We start from the raw sequence: 17,398 nt of genomic DNA on the forward strand, positions 1-17,398 counted from the left end.
ACAGGCTCAAGCGTCTGAAATTCCAAAATCTCCCAACATCTTCGACGTTTCATTCAGACACTCAACTTGTCAACCCCCGGTCCGGGCTACAGCGCCCCAAGTCGCAAATCTGAGGGTTATTTTCAAAGTTTCCCCCTGAATCTCGAAGAGATCACCGGGAAATCCGCATTGTGTTGAAGGCCGGCGGACGGGTGACGCAACAATTCTTTTGAATGTTTGCACGTGGGCCATTAGTCTTGACCAAATTTTCACAACCACTGGTAACCGTCGGTCTACAAAGGGATTTGCGCCGACATCATCTAAAAGGACCCGTGATGAAGCGCCCGTCGCCCAGCCCGTTGCTTGTCATCGCCCTTGCGATAAGCGCAGCGATTGCGGCCTGGGGTATTGCCGACCCGCAGGGGTTGGGACGACTTGCATCAGAAGCCGTGGCAACACAGTTCAGCAGCCGCGGCTGGTTCATCATGTTAGAGGTCAGCGGCCTGCTTTTTGTGGCGCTGTACCTTGCCTTGTCACGCTTTGGCGACATCCGCCTTGGCCCGAATGACGCTGAGCCCGAATTCTCTACGCCCAGTTGGATTGCCATGCTGTTCGCCGCCGGGATGGGTGTCGGTTTGCTGTTCTATGGCGTGGCCGAACCTCTGACCCATTTCGAAGTTCTGCGCCAGTTTAACCCCGACGCTGAGGCTGCCAGCTACGGCCTGTTCGTTACCTATCTGAACTGGGGCTTCCACGCCTGGGCGATCTACGCAATCGTCGGGCTGGTCATCGCCTATTTCGCCTATCGCCGACACCGCACCTTGCTGCTGAGCGCCCCGCTGACCGAGGCGCTGGGCGAAGCGCGCTGGATCAAGGCCATGGGGTGGATGTTCGATCTGCTGTCTATCGTTGCTATTGCCGTGGGTCTGGCGGGATCGATGGCGATGGGCGTGTTTCAGATACAGACCGGACTGGCGGGTCTGATCGGGGTTGAAACGCCCGGAGTTCTGACGATGCCTGTGTTTGCTGCACTCTGCATTGCGTTCATCATCCCCCTGCGGCGGGACCTTGGTGAAGGGATGTCCCTTTTGTCCAATGCCGCCATGCTGATAGCCGTCGGGATGATGGTTTACCTCCTGATCCTCGGCCCAACCTCGTTTCTGATGAATGACATTGTCTCGGGTTTCGGGCGGTATCTGTTTGGCGTTCTGCCCGCCGGGTTTTCCACGGCAGAGTTTTTTGACGACATCCTCATCGACTGGTTTCACGGTTGGACACTGAATTACATGATCTGGTGGCTGGCCTGGTCTCCCTTTGTGGGCATCTTCATCGCACGCATCTCGCGCGGGCGTACCATCCGAGAGTTCCTGATCGGTGTCATCGTCGCCCCAACCCTGTTCTCGATCCTGTGGTTCGGTATCTTTGGTGGGTTGGGTTTCTTCGATGCGCTGCGGCAGGAAGGTGCCCTGTCCGCCGTCAATGCCGAGAATCTTGACGCAACAACCTTCGCCCTGCTTGCCAAGTTCCCACTTGGTGGTCTGACACAAACTGCAACAATTCTGGCTGCGTTTCTGTTTGTCGTAACCAGCGTCGTCAGCGCCGGGTTCACCCTGGCAATGATTGGAACGGGCGGCGACGACAATCCGTCCCCCAAGGTTCGAACGGTCTGGGGGGTGATTCTGGGCGCGTTGGGCTTAGCCATGATACTGGTGGGAGATATTTCATTGGTCAGGTCGATCATCGCACTGTCGGCCATGGCCTTCGTGTTCATCGTACCGGTCCTCGTGATCTGCCTGTTCAAAAGCCTTGCGCGAGAGGACAGAACATGAGTGGCGACTTCATCGACACCCTGCTGAACCTCAGCGTTTTTGCCTATATCGGGTTTCTGATCTGGCTGAGCCTTCGACGCAATCGGTAAACATACCGCGTCTGAACGTCATTTTTGGAGGTGGTGCCCAAGGAGAGACTCGAACTCTCACGATGTTGCCATCGGGGGATTTTGAATCTCTTTCTCTCGGTCGGGGTTAATTTTAGAGCTCGGGAAATATCTAGCGTTTCCAGTTTCTTACGCCTTAAACCCTAAGCCCAATCAACACCTTTTTCTGTCACCTTGCCACCTATTGTTACCTAGGGCGTCACTAAAGGAATTTTTATCCCCTTCGCCATGTAACTCATTGACAAAACTTGAGGAAACCAAATGGTCACTTCGCAAACCACCGAAGATGGTTCGAGTATCACCCTTACTGTAACAGAATCCGGGTGGTCAACCCGTACATGTAAGGGTGAGTCAGATTGACTCAGCTTGAGGAATGGCAAGTTGAACTGGAAGAAGCGTCGAACTACCGAGGCTACAACCGAACAGTGGACTTGAGTTTCCCTTTGGCCACTGTAGGTTTTGGGAGGGTTTGTGGAAGGACCCTCCTTGGTATCGAGCATCGAACAACTGAATAGAGCCCCATACCAAATGAACGAGCAGACATGTGAATTTGCGCAGGAGCTCACTCAATCGGGTCAGCCTGGACTCGGTGTGTCGAGTACCTGATGGCGATTAATATATGCTTGATATTTAGCAGTCAGTTTAGGCATTGGTGCTATGCGTTGAGCTCGTTGAGCACACGCCATGTAAGTTTTGTTTGAAATAGACTCTCGGAGCCAATTTGGGTTCTTGGCCTTTTCAGGAGTAAAGAGTCTCATAGCTTCCAAAACCTCCGGCGAAGTCATAATCTCTTTTTGGTATGCTTCGTTGAACTTATCGAGAGCTTCCCTCATCTGTTCCGCGTATTCGGGTTCTTGATCAATGAAGTAAACGGACTGAGAAAAGTCCTCTTTTGGTTGTCTTACATGACTTCCATCCCAGTAAGCTGCGGTTGAAAATTGAACGGAAAAAAGTTCAGAACCCTGTCCGGGGTCAAGCCTAACCGCACTATGATCATCTTCTAGGTCGATCACCTCATCTCGGTGGTAGAGGTTGAGGATGTACAAAGCAGCCATTCCAGCCAACAGATGACGCAAACTGGCAAAATGGAACGCTTCCTCTCGATTGTGTTTGAGATTTTGGTACGCGTTGTTCCATGAGAACGTTTTTGTTTGCTTTCCGGTTCTAATCGTATCCTTGACAAAAGGGAGGTAAAGTTTCTCGCTGCAAAAACAGTTGGGATGGGACAGAATTGCGACCTTCTTATCTAGTTTCCAATCTCTAACAAATCGCTTGATCGCTACATCATCAAATTTTGAATTGGCCGCCACGTGCTCATCGAAGTCCCTGCGGTATATAGACTTTGATATTGCCTCTATTTCAGCCCCAATGCGAATGATCAAATCGGCAATTTCGGACGAATATACGTCCAATTGATCATCACACACGTGGATGCTGTGGGTTAAGTTGTCTACACTTTGTTCAAGCCTTCGGTAGATAGGCCAGTATTGATTGACAGATGGCATGATTGTTTTTGTCTCTTCAAGATGAGTCAGCAGTATTGGACAAACTCCGCAAACCAAAAAGCAAAACCTGCTTTTGTTCGCAAGGTTGAACCTACCGATCAATTTGTCACCCCAGGTTACTCAAGGTATCCTCGTACAACTCCAAGTCCTCCCCCGGCACACTCGCCAAAAACTCTAAGACCCCACTCTCTAAACCATCCTCAAACGCTTGGCCCAATCGCCGCTTCTCCGCGTCCGTCTTAGAGCAAGGGTAAACCAGCCCGACAATGTTCTGATACATGTGCCGCGCCCTAATCTTCTCGTCGCGGTAGAAGAACCGCATGTAGCCATCAATGACGTTGCACAACATGCCGGATCGTTTGTTGGACTCTCGGTTCTGAGGCCACCTGTTCAGTTCCTTGTTGGCTTGGCCGAAAAGTTCAGGGCCAAGGATCGACAAAGCGTCATCTGGCAGTGCATCCAGAGAAGCCCTTAGAGACTCGCTGAGAGGGGTTAGGCGTTGAGTGATAGGTGGGGAGTCTGGTGTGGCTTTGGGTGGCTCTGATTCCGCTGAGGTGCACTCAGGCGTCAATTCAGTTTTCATTTTTTACCTAATTATTATTTTGGTATCAATCAGATGCAGCCGTGTAGACTGCAACCTAACTTGTTGAAAAATGTTGATCGCGCTCTGGCACAGAAGCAGAAACGAAGTATTACTCTTCACAATTAGTAGTTTTACAACGCCCCAAGTCTGTCGCAGATTGCCCCTGGCTTCATAATTTCCTGCCAATGATCTAATAGTTCGGTGCGCTGCGGATCTGGCAAACCTGAGAAGCTTAGAGAATAGATTTCATCGTGCCTTGCTTGAAACGCTTTGAGGTTAATCGGACAAGGATCAAATTTTTTCAGTTCCGCTATAGATAGCTGTTCAAAACGAATTCCGATTGCATTGTACCAATCGGAATGGCTGAAATCCACGTTCTTAAGGTTCGCGTCGTAAAAGGTGGCATAGCGGAGTCTTGCTTTAGAAAAATCTACAGAAGCCAATTCTGCATCATCAAAGTACGCACCTACTAAAAACGAATCTTCAAAGCTTATACTTCTGATGGTCAAATTAGAAAAATCCATGAATGGCAAGTCGAGACCTGAAAGAGAATGTTCACTGAAGTATTCTCTCAGCACTCCTGACGAATGGGCTTTCAGTACCTTAAGCACTTCTCGGTTGAGTAGACGCATGTCGTGGTAGTCAAAGCTACTCTTACCTCCAATTCGCAGAAATTGATCAGCTAGCCAGTAGTTTAACTTTTCCTTTTCTGGTTTTTCCTGAACCAACATCAGTGAATCCAACTCTTCCAGTCGCGCTTTCGCAGCCAAGTACTCACCGTTCCCAATCTCACTTGAGATTTTCTTCTGAAGCCTTTGTGCATCTCCATCGAAGTTAACTTGTTCCAAGGCAAGAAACCCCAAGGCTACGAAAGACAAGGCGATCAAGTACCGAATTGGAAACTGAAGGAGCTGAAACTTCACAGATACCGAAACTTCCTTGGCATCTGCAGGACCTGGTAAGATCACGTCGTCTTGTAAAAAACTGACCCAGAATCTTTCGACGAAGTCTGACTCAAAGAACTCACTGTGACCTATTCGATGGAAACGATCCGACACCTGCGCCGATCCAACGCCGAATGTTCCGGACGCGCCGTATCCCCATGTCATCGACTGAGCCATTACAGGCCACACGTCAAGTGTCCCGCATTCGTTAACGATGCCCTTGCGTGTTTCTGTGGCATCTATTTGCTGAGATATCCTTGGCCAGTCGAAGCTTTTTGGTACAACAGCTCCACAGAGAATTAAGCGGGATAGTCTGATATCTGGATTCTCAAGTAGTACTCGCGTGATTGCATACGTCCCGAAGCTATGTGCTATCAAAATAAGTGGCCGATCAGGATAGTCTGCAATTACCGATCTAATCTGCTTTTCTAAGTAACGCACGGGTTGGCCACGCAACCATGAAAGCGGAAGAAGAAACCTAATTAGGTCGAAATAACCATACTTTAATGGAATTACTGAGCATTCAAATTTCTCCGAAAATATCGAGGCAATTCTAGACTGCCAACGCGCTGCTGTGCGTATCCCATGAACCAACACAACAACGGGGTTTTCCACTAACTACCTCCCTCCCGGCGACCAAAGTAAGGTTATTTCGGTAAATTCAGTTTGCCAACTGTCGCTTTCATGGTTGCTCAGTTCACTCCAAACTGGACCCAAGTCCCTCCCCCAAAAAGGACCAAAGCTTTACCGGCATCGCTTCTTAACAATTTACGTCCACCGGATAGTCCAACTGCTCTTCCGGAATCTGGTGATGATAGGAAGTCGCCGGAACCCTAGGGTCAATAGGTTGGACCTTATGTTCCTTCATCAGTTTAGCCGCCGTTGAAAGGTCGGTACCGGTGGCGGTACCTTCCTTGATTTTTGCAATCAGTTCCCGAACGAGTAACCCGTTGAGTTCTTCGAGTTCACCTTGGGTGGCGTTCTTGATGCTGTCCTCAGCCATCATAGGGTTCCCACAGGCTATCAAATGCTTCGACAGCTTGATCTCGGGTCAATTGCCCCGTCGCTGCTTTGAACCAGATGTTCCGAACAGTGGCTTGTTGGTCGAGTGTTCCGGTCTCTGCAAGATCGACAAGGAAATCGATCCGCTCCATTTCCAGACCATCGCCGTTCTCAAGAAACTGCTGCATCACTTGACCGCCAACGTCTTGCATCTCGGAGTACGTCTCTTGGAAACGCTGAGGCGTCATGCCCATTTCTGAGTTCAGAAAGGAAAGCCCTCTTTCACTGAGTTCCCCATTCATAACGATATCATTGCCCAAAACATCCAGCACTTTTCCGCTATCTTCACCAAATGCCAGCTTAAGTTGGTCATCTAGCAAGATTGCCTCTGCGGGTCGGTCATCCACAGGCTCGGCCTCGGGTGTTTGCTCAGCGCCAGCACGGAAATCCTCTTGAGGTGAAGAGAATTCGGAGCCCTGAATCAGCCCTAGCGATTGAGCCATCTCATATGTGACTTCCATATTGCCGATCATAAGGATGTCATTCGGTTGATAGTCGCCTCCGGCATGAACTCGCGATCCATTGCGGGACACAATGTCAGGGTTGTTGTTGGCGACATTGTCAGGGATGTAGGTTGAAGCCTCATTAAAGTAGCCCTTGGCCCGGTTCTCAGCAGTCACATCCCGAACCGAAGTTCTCAGGTCATCCGAGTTCATCAGGTTAGATGTAGGTGCTACTTCGTTGTCAGTATTGAGTGTCATTAAGTATTTCTTTCGTTTGTAGAATTGTCTTTTGGTAGGCCAAGGGCCTCGTAAGCCTTCTCAAGAAGGCGGGTGTCGGACTGCCATGCTATGCCCATCGCATGATCGACAGCGGCATGGAGTTCCTGTCCAATGGCACGGACAATGGGTCCTGCCTTGAATGGATTGAGCGTGACCTTGGTGGTCACCCGTTCTGTGATAGGTCGGGGTCTGTTTTGGACAGGATCATCCGAGACATACCAAGGTTTCTCCCAACGGATGATTTTCTCTTCCGTCTTGCTCTTGGTGAAACCTGAATTGGCCAGCACGAATTTCCCTGCCCATGTATTTACAAAGTGGTTCCGCGCTTTGACTGCCCCGCCTTTACCGTTTGGCATCTGCCAGAGGAACTCTGACCAGAGACGACAAGCCATGTACCTGACCATCGCATCTGACAGGGAGTTCTTTTCCCGGTGGACGTAGTTGGAAAGTATCACCCAGGCTTTGGCCTTTTGAGTGTATCCCATGTCGCCCTCTAACCGAAAGAACGGCAGAGCAAATGCAGGGTTGTGTGTGATGATGCGCTGGGCTGAACCCCAAGAGGATTTGAAGGATCGCTTGGCAAAGTCGGTGGTGAGATGGTCGTCTTGCAGCCAAGCCTTGATTGCGCCTTCGATGGATCGGAGTTCACCTTGGGTCGGCAATCGTCCTGTTGGGTGACCATACCTTCGGTTTCGCTGATAGTGTCCCCGGCAATAGCAAGACACCATTAGTCGCTTGTGGTCACAGCCAGGTACCGCGCAGGTCTTGGCTTGGTTCTTCAACTGATAGGCTATTCGTCGTTGCCTAAGCGCTTCGCGTGAAGCCTTGCTCCGCTTCCCTGCCGGGATGGTAGACAGGGGTAGCTTAGCCACCCTCAGGCTCTTTCTTGAGAAATAACGAGTTGAGCAACAGTTTCCCATTGTCCAATCTCACGGCGCTTTCGGTCACCACAGAGACACCTACGCTCTCAAGAGCCTTTCGACCCTCGCTGCCCTCTGGGTAAACAAAGGCTTTCATACCGACGCGCCAAAAGGACTTCGACAATTTGAGGTCATTGCGAACTTGAAGTGGATGATAGGGACCGGCTTTGGCCAGAGAGAAGTAGTCGACCAAGACAGGGATGATTGACGAGAAGTTTGAAACGTATTCCATTACCATTCCGATCAACCCTTCTGGGCCTTAGCGGTAGTGATCTTGGCTGATAGGACGCTCTCATCAATGTTGCCCGAGAGATAGAGATCACGAGCTAGGTTCAAATCATTTAAGGTCTCAGGCTTGAGTTCATTCCCTCCGTTCGACAGTATTTCGTTGACCTGTTGGACAACATGGTCAGTTGATTTTGTCATAAAAATATTTCCAATTAGTTTGTACACTTAATTGGGCTCCACCTTGTAAGGATGGTCCATTTAAGTGATTGTATTTAATTATGTATTTTGAGTTTTGAGGCCCGAACCGAGCCTCAACTTTGAGCAACTAAAGGTGCTATCGGGTAACCTTGAGTTTTGTCACGCTTCGAAACAGCGCCATTTCAACCGTGGGTGGAGAGGTGTTTGTACCAATTTGGAGGCTCGACACCTAAAAAGGTATTTGTCGACTCTACCTCCGCACTCAACTGCTCTAGGGCGTGTCTGGCGTACTTTGGTAGGTTGAGAATGGCGCGAGCAACTGGTTCGTCTCTTTCGAGATTCAGCATCGTTTGCCATTCGCGGATCGCTGCATTGGCAGACGTACAAAAGTGCCGAGTGTTCCACTCAGGACCAGCCGCCTTGTTTATCCGCCTTTGTAGGAGGTACTGGATACTTTCACCACAGACAGCGACCCTATGCTTCCCCTCTGTGTGAAGCACGTACGCATAGTTCGGGTGTGTTTCTCGGGTTTCAACGTTTTGTAACGTTGGCGCAAAGGAAACCTGTTCAGGTTCCATAGGTTTAATTCTTTTTGTCATATGTCGTTTGATTTCAGAAATGGTATGACCCGCTAACTGGCGGGGAATGAGAGCCTTACGGATCAAAGGAATGATAGGTCAGAAGAGAGCGGCTCAGAGCGCAGGTGGAGGTAGGTATAGGTGTCAGTCGCCTCCATACTCAGGAAACGGGACAACTGGCTTCCACCTGCGGCCTCAGCGGCTCCTTGGTAGAAGCTTGTGTAGTTGGTGGGGTGCTTTTGGTAACTTCGTGAATACTGGTAGATACCTAGAGTTAAAACCTAGGTCAGTACTAATAATAAACAGTGATAGAAGAACTTAGGTTAGAACTAAGGGTAAGACCTATAGTATACTATAAGTTATATTTATCTAGGTACGATTTCCTAAATTTCAAGAGGTTGCTAGATATTTATTTTCTCTTCGATCCTCTATTAATATCGTTAAGGTTGTGTCGAAAGCTCTGCGCAACGGGTAATCATCCCTTAGGAATAGCGGTGTAATTGTCTGTGGTCTTGAGGTTACCCTGGGGTCCGTAAGCATCCTCGAAACAGAGTAGAGTTCAGAAAAAACTAAAGGACACCCAAGTAATCTCACTTGAGATTGTGGAGCCAGATTTTGATAGTACTCCATATGAAGGGTTTATTGTTCTATGGAAGAGACAGGCTCCAAGTGATCTCTGGGTCGACTTTGCTCTCTCAGAGCAGGCTAGTGTCAACGGCGCGTCACTCAAGACACCAAAGCTGCCATAGGACCACTGAGACCGCAGGTGGAGCAACCTAGAGCCTCTTCGGATGGACTGACACCCAACCAAGTATTAACCCGCTGTACCTCCACTTAGATCGGCTGAGGCGCGGCGACGATAGCAGCCGGATGGAGAGCCTGTCGTACTATATCCGTACACATCGCAGACAACATGCCGAGTAACCATCTGTAATCATTAGGATCACTACGAGTGACGATACCCGAAGCACCAAAGATCGGGTGAGTATGTTGTACCATATGAAGCTTTTATTCCCCCTGCCCTGCCTCACAGTGGATAGAAGGTTGGCGGTCGGTTGACCTGGGTGGCGGTCGGTTGGGCTGACGGTTTGCTGTGGGGGTACGGGGGGGTAGCCCGGAGCGGACCTACCGATAATACCGTCACAAATTTCTTCAAAAAAACTTGCCACTCGGTCTTCAAGAAACAGAAAACTTATGCGCCCTCCGGTCTTGCATCGGTATTTCATGGATGGCACCTTCGCGTCCACATTGCGCGAGATCGCACTGTAAATAATAAACTTTTTTACTATTCAGAGGTACGCCTTGGAACATCCGTTATCCGGTTTTGAAGTTAATGGGAAAGGTATCAAGTGTTTTGACAATACAGGTAGTGGCTTTTTTCATTTCTCACCTGTCAGTGTTATTATTGGTAAGAATAACTCAGGGAAGTCGTCAGTTGTAGATCTCATCGATATTTGCATCAGGCGGTCATCCGGTAATTTGGTCCCGGATTCGCAAGTTCGCTTTGAAGGAACTCCGGCGATCGAAATTAAGAAACCCCCTTCAACACAAGACTTAGACCAACATTTTCTAAGTCACAATGTCGGCTCGTTTGAACACGGAGTGAACGACCGCACTTATGCAACCAATTTCCTTAGTCGGCCTCCTATATGGCGGTATGTAGGTTCTGGTGCTCCGAAACTTGTAGGGGGACATGGGTACAACCGTGATTCACGCATCTTTACAGGCAGAATTGAACCCGTACTAAAAAGTATACATAAGTGGTCGTTATCGGAATTGACGCTCCTTCGTGTAGCGGCGGAACGTAGTGTTCGACCAGAAAAAAGTGGTGCCCCAGCCCCCAAACCGAATGGCGATGGGATCACAAACCTAATCCGCTATTTTATCAATAACGATTCTCAACCAAGAGACGTAGTGGAAGTTGACCTTTTAGAAGACTTGAATGTTCTTTATGCAGGTGACAGCGAGTTTACTTCGATAGTCTGCCAAGAAAATGATCAAACCGGGACATGGGAGATTTTTCTCAGGGAGCAAGGAAAAGGCGATATCAGGCTTTCCGAGTCCGGATCGAGCCTCCAATCAGTTTTCATAATTCTCTCGTACCTTCGCCTAGTACCGATGCTCGATCATATAGAATGGGATCGCATCGTTCTGGCGATTGAAGAACCAGAAAACAACCTCCACCCTGCTCTTCTTCGCAGACTAATTTCTTTCTTAGCAGAACGTCGAAGTGAGCTGAGTTTCTCGTTAGTCTTTACCACACATTCACCAATCTGCATCGATTGGTCGACGTCGCGAAACGACGCTGGAATTATTCATGTTACCCGCCACGGTAGCAACTCAAGATGCACAAATGTCTTGGATTTTAACAACCGGTACAACATCCTAGACGATTTAGATGTTCGAGGCTCCGATATTTTACAAGCGAACGGGGTCATATGGGTAGAAGGTCCAAGCGATCGCGTTTACATCAAACGTTGGATTGACTTGGTGACCAAAGGGGAACTGGTTGAGGGATCACACTATTCTTTCATGTATTACGGGGGAAAAATCCTGAGCCACTTTGAGGCCGTAGCTCCGACAGAAGTATCTAACTTAATATCCATGGTTACCCTGAACCGGAACATAGCGATCGTTATGGATAGCGACCGGAAGCGTAATTCCAACAGCAACCGGAAACCTCCAACTAGGTTGAACAAAACCAAACAAAGGCTTCGAAAGGAAGTCGCAGACAGGGGAGGGTTTTCTTGGATCACAGCGGGTAAAGAGATTGAAAACTATGTCCCAGAAAGTGTTTGGAAACGCATTGCAGGAGCAGATTTCTCTGTAGCAGATGAATTTGTGAATCTACCATCCCTAAGCGCTATTAAGGCCATCAAGTCGACCAAAGTGGAGCTTTCCCATATTGTCTGTGATAACATGGAGTTAGATGATCTTGACGGGCATCTTGACCTTCTAAAGAACGTTCAAGAATTGGTAGGCCACATTCGCAACTGGAACTCATCAAACTGATTTTGTGAATTTCGAAACCTAAAAGATACTGTGCGCTGGCGGTACATAATTTTCCTTTGACGCACCACCAGCGCCTGCATTTAGCGCAAACCAAGCACCTTTGCTGCCCCAGAGTTCTCACGGTTACCCTGAGCCTTCTCAAAGAACGCCTGACGCCCCTTGAGTATCGCAAAGCCTTTTTCAGTTCTTGTCCATCTATGTCTCTGTGGCTCGCTCATAGCCAGACATGATTATCATGAACAAACATGTCGCAGGAATTACAGCTCAAATTTTAGACATTGGTTTCGCAACTCAAAAAAGACATCACTTTCGCAATTTTTGATCGCGACAGCGCCGGTCGGCAAAATAGCCCCCAATCACAACGGCAAAAAAGAGCAAGTCTAGAATTCGAATTTTCTCTAAATTCAGTCACAAAATAGTAAATCGATTATAAGCACTCAAGCCAATCGTTGCTATGCCCAATCTTATACTGGTCCGTCTAAGCTGTCTTGAACAAACCTATATGCTTTCTGCAAGAGGTAAGGACGCTGTCCATCGAGATCGGAGTGCTTCCTAACGGCCCTCAATAGCCTAGGTTTATCGATGATGTCAAAAACATGCACTCCATCCACCAAGTTATCCTTGAGTGTTCGATATACTAAGCAAACAACTTGATCTACTTCTGAAGAAGTTTTCGGAGACGTCAGTGCTTCCCTCAACCTCTCGTAGGTTTCTTCATCCTTCTGGGCCATCCACAATGGGTACAAGCTCTTAATCACAGGAAGCTGCCCCTTCAACAACTTCCCCTTTAACTTTTCATTCGAAATTCCGATCAACTTGTAAAGATTCGGTGTGTCGACTATCGGTTCAGCGCCCGGGTTATGCTTAACGTCAAACAGGCCACGGCTCTCCGCGGAGAAATAAGCGACGCTTGCGCTGAGATGGATGAAACCACCTTCTGCGACCTGTATAAAAAAATCATCGTCCGGAGTATTTTTACTAATAAAACCTACTGAAACTGCCCTCGCCCATATGTGAGACAAATCAGAGAACTGGTGCCAAGCTTCAAGCCCTTGTTCGGAATAAGTCTGATCAAAATGCTCCGCCAAAGTAAGCCAGAACGCCTCAACATCATCTGCCGACTTAATTGCTTCGTCATACACAGTTCGCAGTTGCAGATGCATGTGCCTCAAGTTCTGTTCTTTTGCTGCCTTGGCTAGCGCTTCCCTAAGACTTTCCGGGTTCTTAAGGTATGAAATCGCTTCGTCTTTTTGCATCCAATCCGGTGTCGTTTGATAGCTAAGAACGCTCTTCAATGTACTCTCAAAACACACTCTGTTTATTGTGCGGGTAATCCGAGAAGATCCACGTGCCGATAATGATGGAAACATAATCTGAAGCATAGATTCCTCAGCATTCATGTCTCGGGCCTTACCGTTGTTTCCTTTGTGTTCCTCTAGGAGCTTTTCTAGGACCTCAGAACTTTCCAGAATTTTGACTTCTGGACGACGCATTAACTCTCTACAGCCGTCAATCGTACAATGATGGATGAGTTCCGACAGCTTTTGAGCAAGCAAAGGAAATCGAGCTTCCAACGCACATAAACGCAATAGATCATTTCCGTGAACTATTTCTGGCCCCAAAGCAGATCGACGAGCGTGCACTATATTACTGAACCGAATTATATCTCTTGGCGTCCCTATCACCCTTGGAATAAGATCATGCAGCAAGCGTCTCATTTCCGACCAACTCAAATCACGCCAAGGTTCTTCTTCTTTCGCTAGCAGTTCTTCCCGTGCAAATCTTCGAAGGTCCCTTGAAGCATACGCCGGTAGCCTCAGCTGCAATTGTACAATCTTTTCAAGATACTGAAGACCTTCTCCTATGTCCGCGTTCTCAGATAACGCCCGAGCAACACGCCTCGGATCGTAACTTAGGAGGTAAGATACATTTGGGATATTGCCCACAGACTTGACGAGCATAGCCACGTCTCGGATTTCACTGTCTGTAAGCCGATCAAGATCATCGATGATACAGACCACACCGAGTTTTGAGCCAGACAACTTCTTAGAAATATGACTGAACTTTCTTTCTATCGTGCCATCGAGCGCAAGCTGATATACGTCTCCTGCGCCATCTTTAACCACATTAAGACCTTTTTGAATGCCACCTTTGGTCTTCTGGAACCCTGTGACTACTAAGTTCTTCGCCCACCTAATGTTTTCCGGAGCGACACCTTTCCAAGTGTCGGCCTTACCCGACTTTCGGATTTCCTCTGCCAATTCTTCAATAAAAAAGACTAGTAAATCATCTCTCCCACTCGCCCTCCAAGGGTCAAATCTAACAAGCAATAGTTTTTCATCTTCGTCTTCTCTGATGGCTTTCTCGATCCAATCTAGAGCAAAAGTCTTACCACTCCCCCACGGCCCTGTTAAACCGACGACCGCACCTGTTGCTCGGGTAGTTTCACCTTCTTTTGGTTTCGCAACTTTTCCTTCGGAGACTTGATCAACCCTGCGAACTAAACTGTCCTTGATCACACTAATAAAGCTACTCATTTCAAAGGCGTCTTTGTCCTTAATATCTGAGAGTGACAAGTTTTGAGCGCTGGGTGTTCTGTCTTGGTGAATTAGCATCTGAAAAACCCCCAAAGAACTATCTAGGATGTGACAATTACTGTTCGACCGGCATAAAAAGCGCGTACAATAGGCTTGGCGAGCAACAAACAGATAACAGCTTTGAACTCCATCCGACTTTTTGCTGCAAGATAGTGTACGAGATTTTTAGACCCGCAACGTGTTTTTGAATTGTATCACGCTACTGCGCCCCTCAAGAGTACAGATTGCTGAACCACTCAGTCCACCCAGGATCAATTGAGTTAACTCCATGCTTTTCCCGGTGGCTAAGGTAATATCCGCTTGGACCGTAAGGTCATCCTCGGTCTTCTTGCGGATGCTCTCTACCTCATCGAAGGTAAACTGGCCGTACCATTTGTTAGTGCCCTTTCGCGTTGTTGTTGTCGTTCATACATGAATTACCCTTAAAATTTGGTCTTTTGAGCGGCGCATAAATCTTTCGCCACTTTGAGTTTTCCCGGGGCCAACGAAGGGAGGCTTTGTATAGCCTAACCTTCATCGGCGCAGAGAGTTAGCACCGCCTCCCCCAAAAATAGGGCGGTACCAAAGAAATCTAATGGTTGAGTTGCGGTCTCTGGAATTTGCTCTTAGGCTTCTGTGTGTCCCGTCGCAAGGCGCAATGAGAAAGCCCCCATGCCGCGATGGTTAGACACACGTCCCACATGAGATTACCCAGAAGTGGTGAGTTTGTAGATCATCATTCACGCATCATCGGAATAACGCGCTACGCGCTGGCGTCCTAGCTACCCCACCATGAGCCTTAGAAATCTCGTGCCACATATATCCCGTGCGACTGGTCAAGGGTGATGACCTTCATATTCAGTTGTCAAAGAGCGAGGCCACCTTTCAGCAACCAATCGGAGGAAGATAACAATCCCCAACCAACCGATTCAATTTCTATCCGCTATCGGATCATATGTAAATACCAATACACGTAGACCATTATTAATTAACAACTAAAAACCCTCTATGGGTCTTGATTATCATTCCGTTATCGCATTATTTTACCGTATGCACAGTGACCTACAGCCTGGAATCGATTTCTTTCAACGTTTTTCTCAGTACGATTTGAAGATGCAAATCAGTACTGCAATGACGTTGCTTTATATCGCAAGACATCAAGATCGCCCCGAAGGTGTGACTACAGCGGACATACAGAATTGGGTTGGATTGAAACCCGCCGCCGCCAGTCGAAACAGTAACTATTGGGGCGATGGCGCAGCGGACATGCCGAACTCCGGTTACGGACTAATAACCGTTACAGAAAACCCAAACGACAGACGCAAGCGCGAACTTAGATTAACCCCGAGAGGTGAGGCTTTCATAAACCAGCTAGAAGAAATCCTGACCGGCCCAAAGAGTAACTAGGTCCAAAAACAAACAAAGGGCCAGCAGATTGCTAGCCCTTACCTCAACCGTCCCTAATCTGAACTACCGAGTGAAGGCGTCAAATTCGGCATCGACTGGATGCTTCTCGCCCATGACCTCTTCATACGCATGCATGGCATCTATCAGCCGCTTCTTAAGGCTTTCTCGGTCATAGTGATTGGTCAGCCCCCAACCTGTTTCTAATTCCAAACCTGCGACCAGTTCGGCGTTCTTGTGATCCACAAGCATCAAGTAATGGAGCATCACCCGCTCATGGATGGCTTGGGCAACAGACAGTGTACCTAGGCTTTTCATTGTCATTGTATTTCCTTCTCTACTCGATTGGTTTCTTTGGGTTTGATTTCAGTTTGCCTTCGGTCGAACCGGGGGTGACACAAGACTTCCCCCGAGTTCACCATACAGTGCCTTGAAAGTTGATAGGATTACATCGTCCAACTCAGCCCTCTTGGCGTAGACGCTGATACCAATGTCGTCTTTGTTGGAGTGACCGACAGCTAGATTTCGGGCTTCACGAGCAACACCAGCATTCACCAGAGCCGATACAGCGGTCCTTCTGAACGAGTGCATGTCCCATTTGGAGTTGTCGGCCTCAAGGTTCTTTCTCGCCTTCTCCAAGGCTTTCCCGAGGTAGTGGCTAGGTTGTTTGTCGTAGCCACCCAAGTTGATCCGAGGGAACAAACGACCCTCATTTTCAGGACAAGACGGTTCGACTATGGCCGCTTTCTTCATAGCCTTTCGAAGCAAAGCACAATCATCATCACCAACGATCATAACCGACCGCTTCCCTGCTTCTGTCTTACTCTCAGGGATATTGATGCAGATGTATTCTCCCCTATCGTCAATGTCGGACAGGTAACGCCCACAGATTTCATTCAGTCGGCATCCCGTGACCCAGAGTAGACGCACTGTGACGAACATCTCGAGCTGGTATTTGAGTGCAGAGTTTGCGGCGATGTAAGTCAGAAGGCTTTCAGCTTCTTCTCGGGTTATTGGCCGTAGTTTCTTCTCTCTCGGGTCTGTCTTCTTTTTCTGTCCTGCGACACGCCTCAAGAGCGACGAAAAGGGATTGCGCACATCAGGATCGACCAATCCCCAATGATCCAAGACACGCCAGTAAGACGCGAGACAGCATTGGTAGGATTGCAAGGATCGAGCGGAGAGCGGCTGTCCTGTCCTCTCAGAGGGTGTACGCTTAAGGTGATCCATGAAGGCCAGAGCAAGCGTTCTGTTGATCTGAGTGACCTCTATGTTCCCTGTGTAGGTTTCGAGAGCCTCAAGGTGTTGCCGATACCTTGCCTTAGTCGAATTCTTGATTCCATCCGCTTCACCTAACCAACGGTGAGCGGTGTCGCGGACAGTGATTCCACTAAAAGACCTAGCCACCCTGCCCGTTCCAGAAGCCGTTTCTGGCAGATTGCCTTCAGACAACTCGGAAACAATCTGAGCGAGAACCTCCTTCCGTTTGGTCAACGCTTCTCCGAGGTCTTGGGTTCCTAATCCCCTGACAATCTCCTTTTTGCCGATGATCGCTTGATACTCAGTGGGAACAGCGACTCGCAGCGCGTAACCCTTACCTCGCTTAAACAGCCCTTTGGGTACCCGTACATCTATAGAAAAATGGCTCCATTACCGTTACATCCGGCGAAGGAACCCTTTGATTTTCAAGGAGGTGGTGCCCAAGGAGAGACTCGAACTCTCACGATGTTGCCATCGGGGGATTTTGAATC

Annotated in this window: 12 protein-coding genes, 1 tRNA gene and 1 pseudogene; 3 read left to right on the top strand and 11 right to left on the bottom strand. The window is 48.5% G+C overall.

The features are described 5' to 3' along the window. The first annotated feature begins 314 nt into the window (after positions 1 to 314). Complete coding sequence (locus tag GOW98_RS06250) at positions 315 to 1,808, top strand: BCCT family transporter (RefSeq protein WP_170330200.1); 1,494 nt, start codon at positions 315 to 317, stop codon at positions 1,806 to 1,808. 120 nt (positions 1,809 to 1,928) lie between these two features. On the opposite strand, the gene GOW98_RS06255 is transcribed toward GOW98_RS06250, so the two are convergent. The 7 genes from GOW98_RS06255 to GOW98_RS06285 form a co-directional block, all read right to left on the bottom strand. Continuing rightward, positions 1,929 to 2,050, bottom strand: a tRNA-OTHER gene (locus GOW98_RS06255). Positions 2,051 to 2,490: 440 nt separating this feature from the next. Next, on the bottom strand, positions 2,491 to 3,420 hold the full coding sequence (locus GOW98_RS06260) for a hypothetical protein (protein ID WP_170330201.1): 930 nt from the start codon (positions 3,418 to 3,420) through the stop codon (positions 2,491 to 2,493). 714 nt (positions 3,421 to 4,134) lie between these two features. Further along, entirely contained in the window at positions 4,135 to 5,562 is a 1,428-nt protein-coding gene (locus GOW98_RS26185) for a pentapeptide repeat-containing protein (protein WP_170330202.1), read from the bottom strand. A 145-nt stretch (positions 5,563 to 5,707) separates the two neighbouring features. Continuing rightward, the gene (locus GOW98_RS06270; protein WP_170330203.1) at positions 5,708 to 5,950 is read right to left on the bottom strand and encodes a hypothetical protein; all 243 of its coding nucleotides are present in this window, start codon (positions 5,948 to 5,950) and stop codon (positions 5,708 to 5,710) included. Further along, a complete protein-coding gene (locus tag GOW98_RS06275; protein WP_170330204.1) occupies positions 5,943 to 6,710 on the bottom strand; it encodes a hypothetical protein in 768 nt (255 codons plus the stop codon). The genes GOW98_RS06270 and GOW98_RS06275 overlap by 8 nt, the downstream gene beginning before the upstream one ends. Further along, positions 6,710 to 7,216 (bottom strand): hypothetical protein, encoded by a 507-nt coding sequence (locus GOW98_RS25560; protein ID WP_217359389.1) that lies wholly within the window; start codon positions 7,214 to 7,216, stop codon positions 6,710 to 6,712. Before GOW98_RS25560 ends, GOW98_RS06275 begins: the two co-directional genes overlap by 1 nt. A gap of 379 nt (positions 7,217 to 7,595) precedes the next feature. After that, a complete protein-coding gene (locus GOW98_RS06285) occupies positions 7,596 to 7,883 on the bottom strand; it encodes a hypothetical protein (RefSeq protein ID WP_170330206.1) in 288 nt (95 codons plus the stop codon). A gap of 2,074 nt (positions 7,884 to 9,957) precedes the next feature. Between GOW98_RS06285 and GOW98_RS06290 the strand changes: the two genes are divergently transcribed. After that, positions 9,958 to 11,667, top strand: a complete 1,710-nt coding sequence (locus GOW98_RS06290) for an ATP-dependent nuclease (RefSeq protein ID WP_170330207.1) — start codon at positions 9,958 to 9,960, stop codon at positions 11,665 to 11,667. Between the two features lie 464 nt (positions 11,668 to 12,131). Here GOW98_RS06290 and GOW98_RS06295 read toward each other — a convergent pair whose 3' ends face one another. After that, entirely contained in the window at positions 12,132 to 14,243 is a 2,112-nt protein-coding gene (locus GOW98_RS06295; protein ID WP_170330208.1) for a P-loop NTPase fold protein, read from the bottom strand. A gap of 1,008 nt (positions 14,244 to 15,251) precedes the next feature. Between GOW98_RS06295 and GOW98_RS06300 the strand changes: the two genes are divergently transcribed. Further along, positions 15,252 to 15,650 carry a MarR family winged helix-turn-helix transcriptional regulator gene (locus tag GOW98_RS06300; protein WP_170330209.1) on the top strand — a complete coding sequence of 133 codons (399 nt, stop codon included), beginning with the start codon at positions 15,252 to 15,254 and terminating at the stop codon, positions 15,648 to 15,650. Positions 15,651 to 15,713: 63 nt separating this feature from the next. Here GOW98_RS06300 and GOW98_RS06305 read toward each other — a convergent pair whose 3' ends face one another. The 3 genes and pseudogenes from GOW98_RS06305 to GOW98_RS26190 form a co-directional block, all read right to left on the bottom strand. Beyond that, positions 15,714 to 15,971: a hypothetical protein gene (locus GOW98_RS06305; RefSeq protein WP_170330210.1), complete on the bottom strand. Its 258-nt coding sequence runs from the start codon at positions 15,969 to 15,971 to the stop codon at positions 15,714 to 15,716. A gap of 42 nt (positions 15,972 to 16,013) precedes the next feature. Then, positions 16,014 to 16,760, bottom strand: a complete 747-nt coding sequence (locus tag GOW98_RS06310; protein WP_170330211.1) for a tyrosine-type recombinase/integrase — start codon at positions 16,758 to 16,760, stop codon at positions 16,014 to 16,016. 351 nt (positions 16,761 to 17,111) lie between these two features. Next, a pseudogene (locus GOW98_RS26190) lies at positions 17,112 to 17,282 on the bottom strand (DUF6538 domain-containing protein); the annotation flags it as partial. Between the last annotated feature and the right edge of the window lie 116 nt (positions 17,283 to 17,398).

Source organism: Ruegeria arenilitoris, assembly GCF_013032445.1.
In the GTDB taxonomy this organism is placed as follows: Bacteria; Pseudomonadota; Alphaproteobacteria; order Rhodobacterales; family Rhodobacteraceae; genus Ruegeria; species Ruegeria arenilitoris_F.

Excerpts from the sequence above, each read along its gene's own strand:
- GOW98_RS06250 (WP_170330200.1), top strand. The coding sequence starts at position 315 with ATGAAGCGCCCGTCGCCCAGCCCGTTGCTTGTCATCGCCCTTGCGATA.
- GOW98_RS06260 (WP_170330201.1), bottom strand. The coding sequence starts at position 3,420 with ATGCCATCTGTCAATCAATACTGGCCTATCTACCGAAGGCTTGAACAA.
- GOW98_RS06270 (WP_170330203.1), bottom strand. The coding sequence starts at position 5,950 with ATGGCTGAGGACAGCATCAAGAACGCCACCCAAGGTGAACTCGAAGAA.
- GOW98_RS06275 (WP_170330204.1), bottom strand. The coding sequence starts at position 6,710 with ATGACACTCAATACTGACAACGAAGTAGCACCTACATCTAACCTGATG.
- GOW98_RS25560 (WP_217359389.1), bottom strand. The coding sequence starts at position 7,216 with ATGGGATACACTCAAAAGGCCAAAGCCTGGGTGATACTTTCCAACTAC.
- GOW98_RS06285 (WP_170330206.1), bottom strand. The coding sequence starts at position 7,883 with ATGGAATACGTTTCAAACTTCTCGTCAATCATCCCTGTCTTGGTCGAC.
- GOW98_RS06300 (WP_170330209.1), top strand. The coding sequence starts at position 15,252 with ATGGGTCTTGATTATCATTCCGTTATCGCATTATTTTACCGTATGCAC.
- GOW98_RS06305 (WP_170330210.1), bottom strand. The coding sequence starts at position 15,971 with ATGACAATGAAAAGCCTAGGTACACTGTCTGTTGCCCAAGCCATCCAT.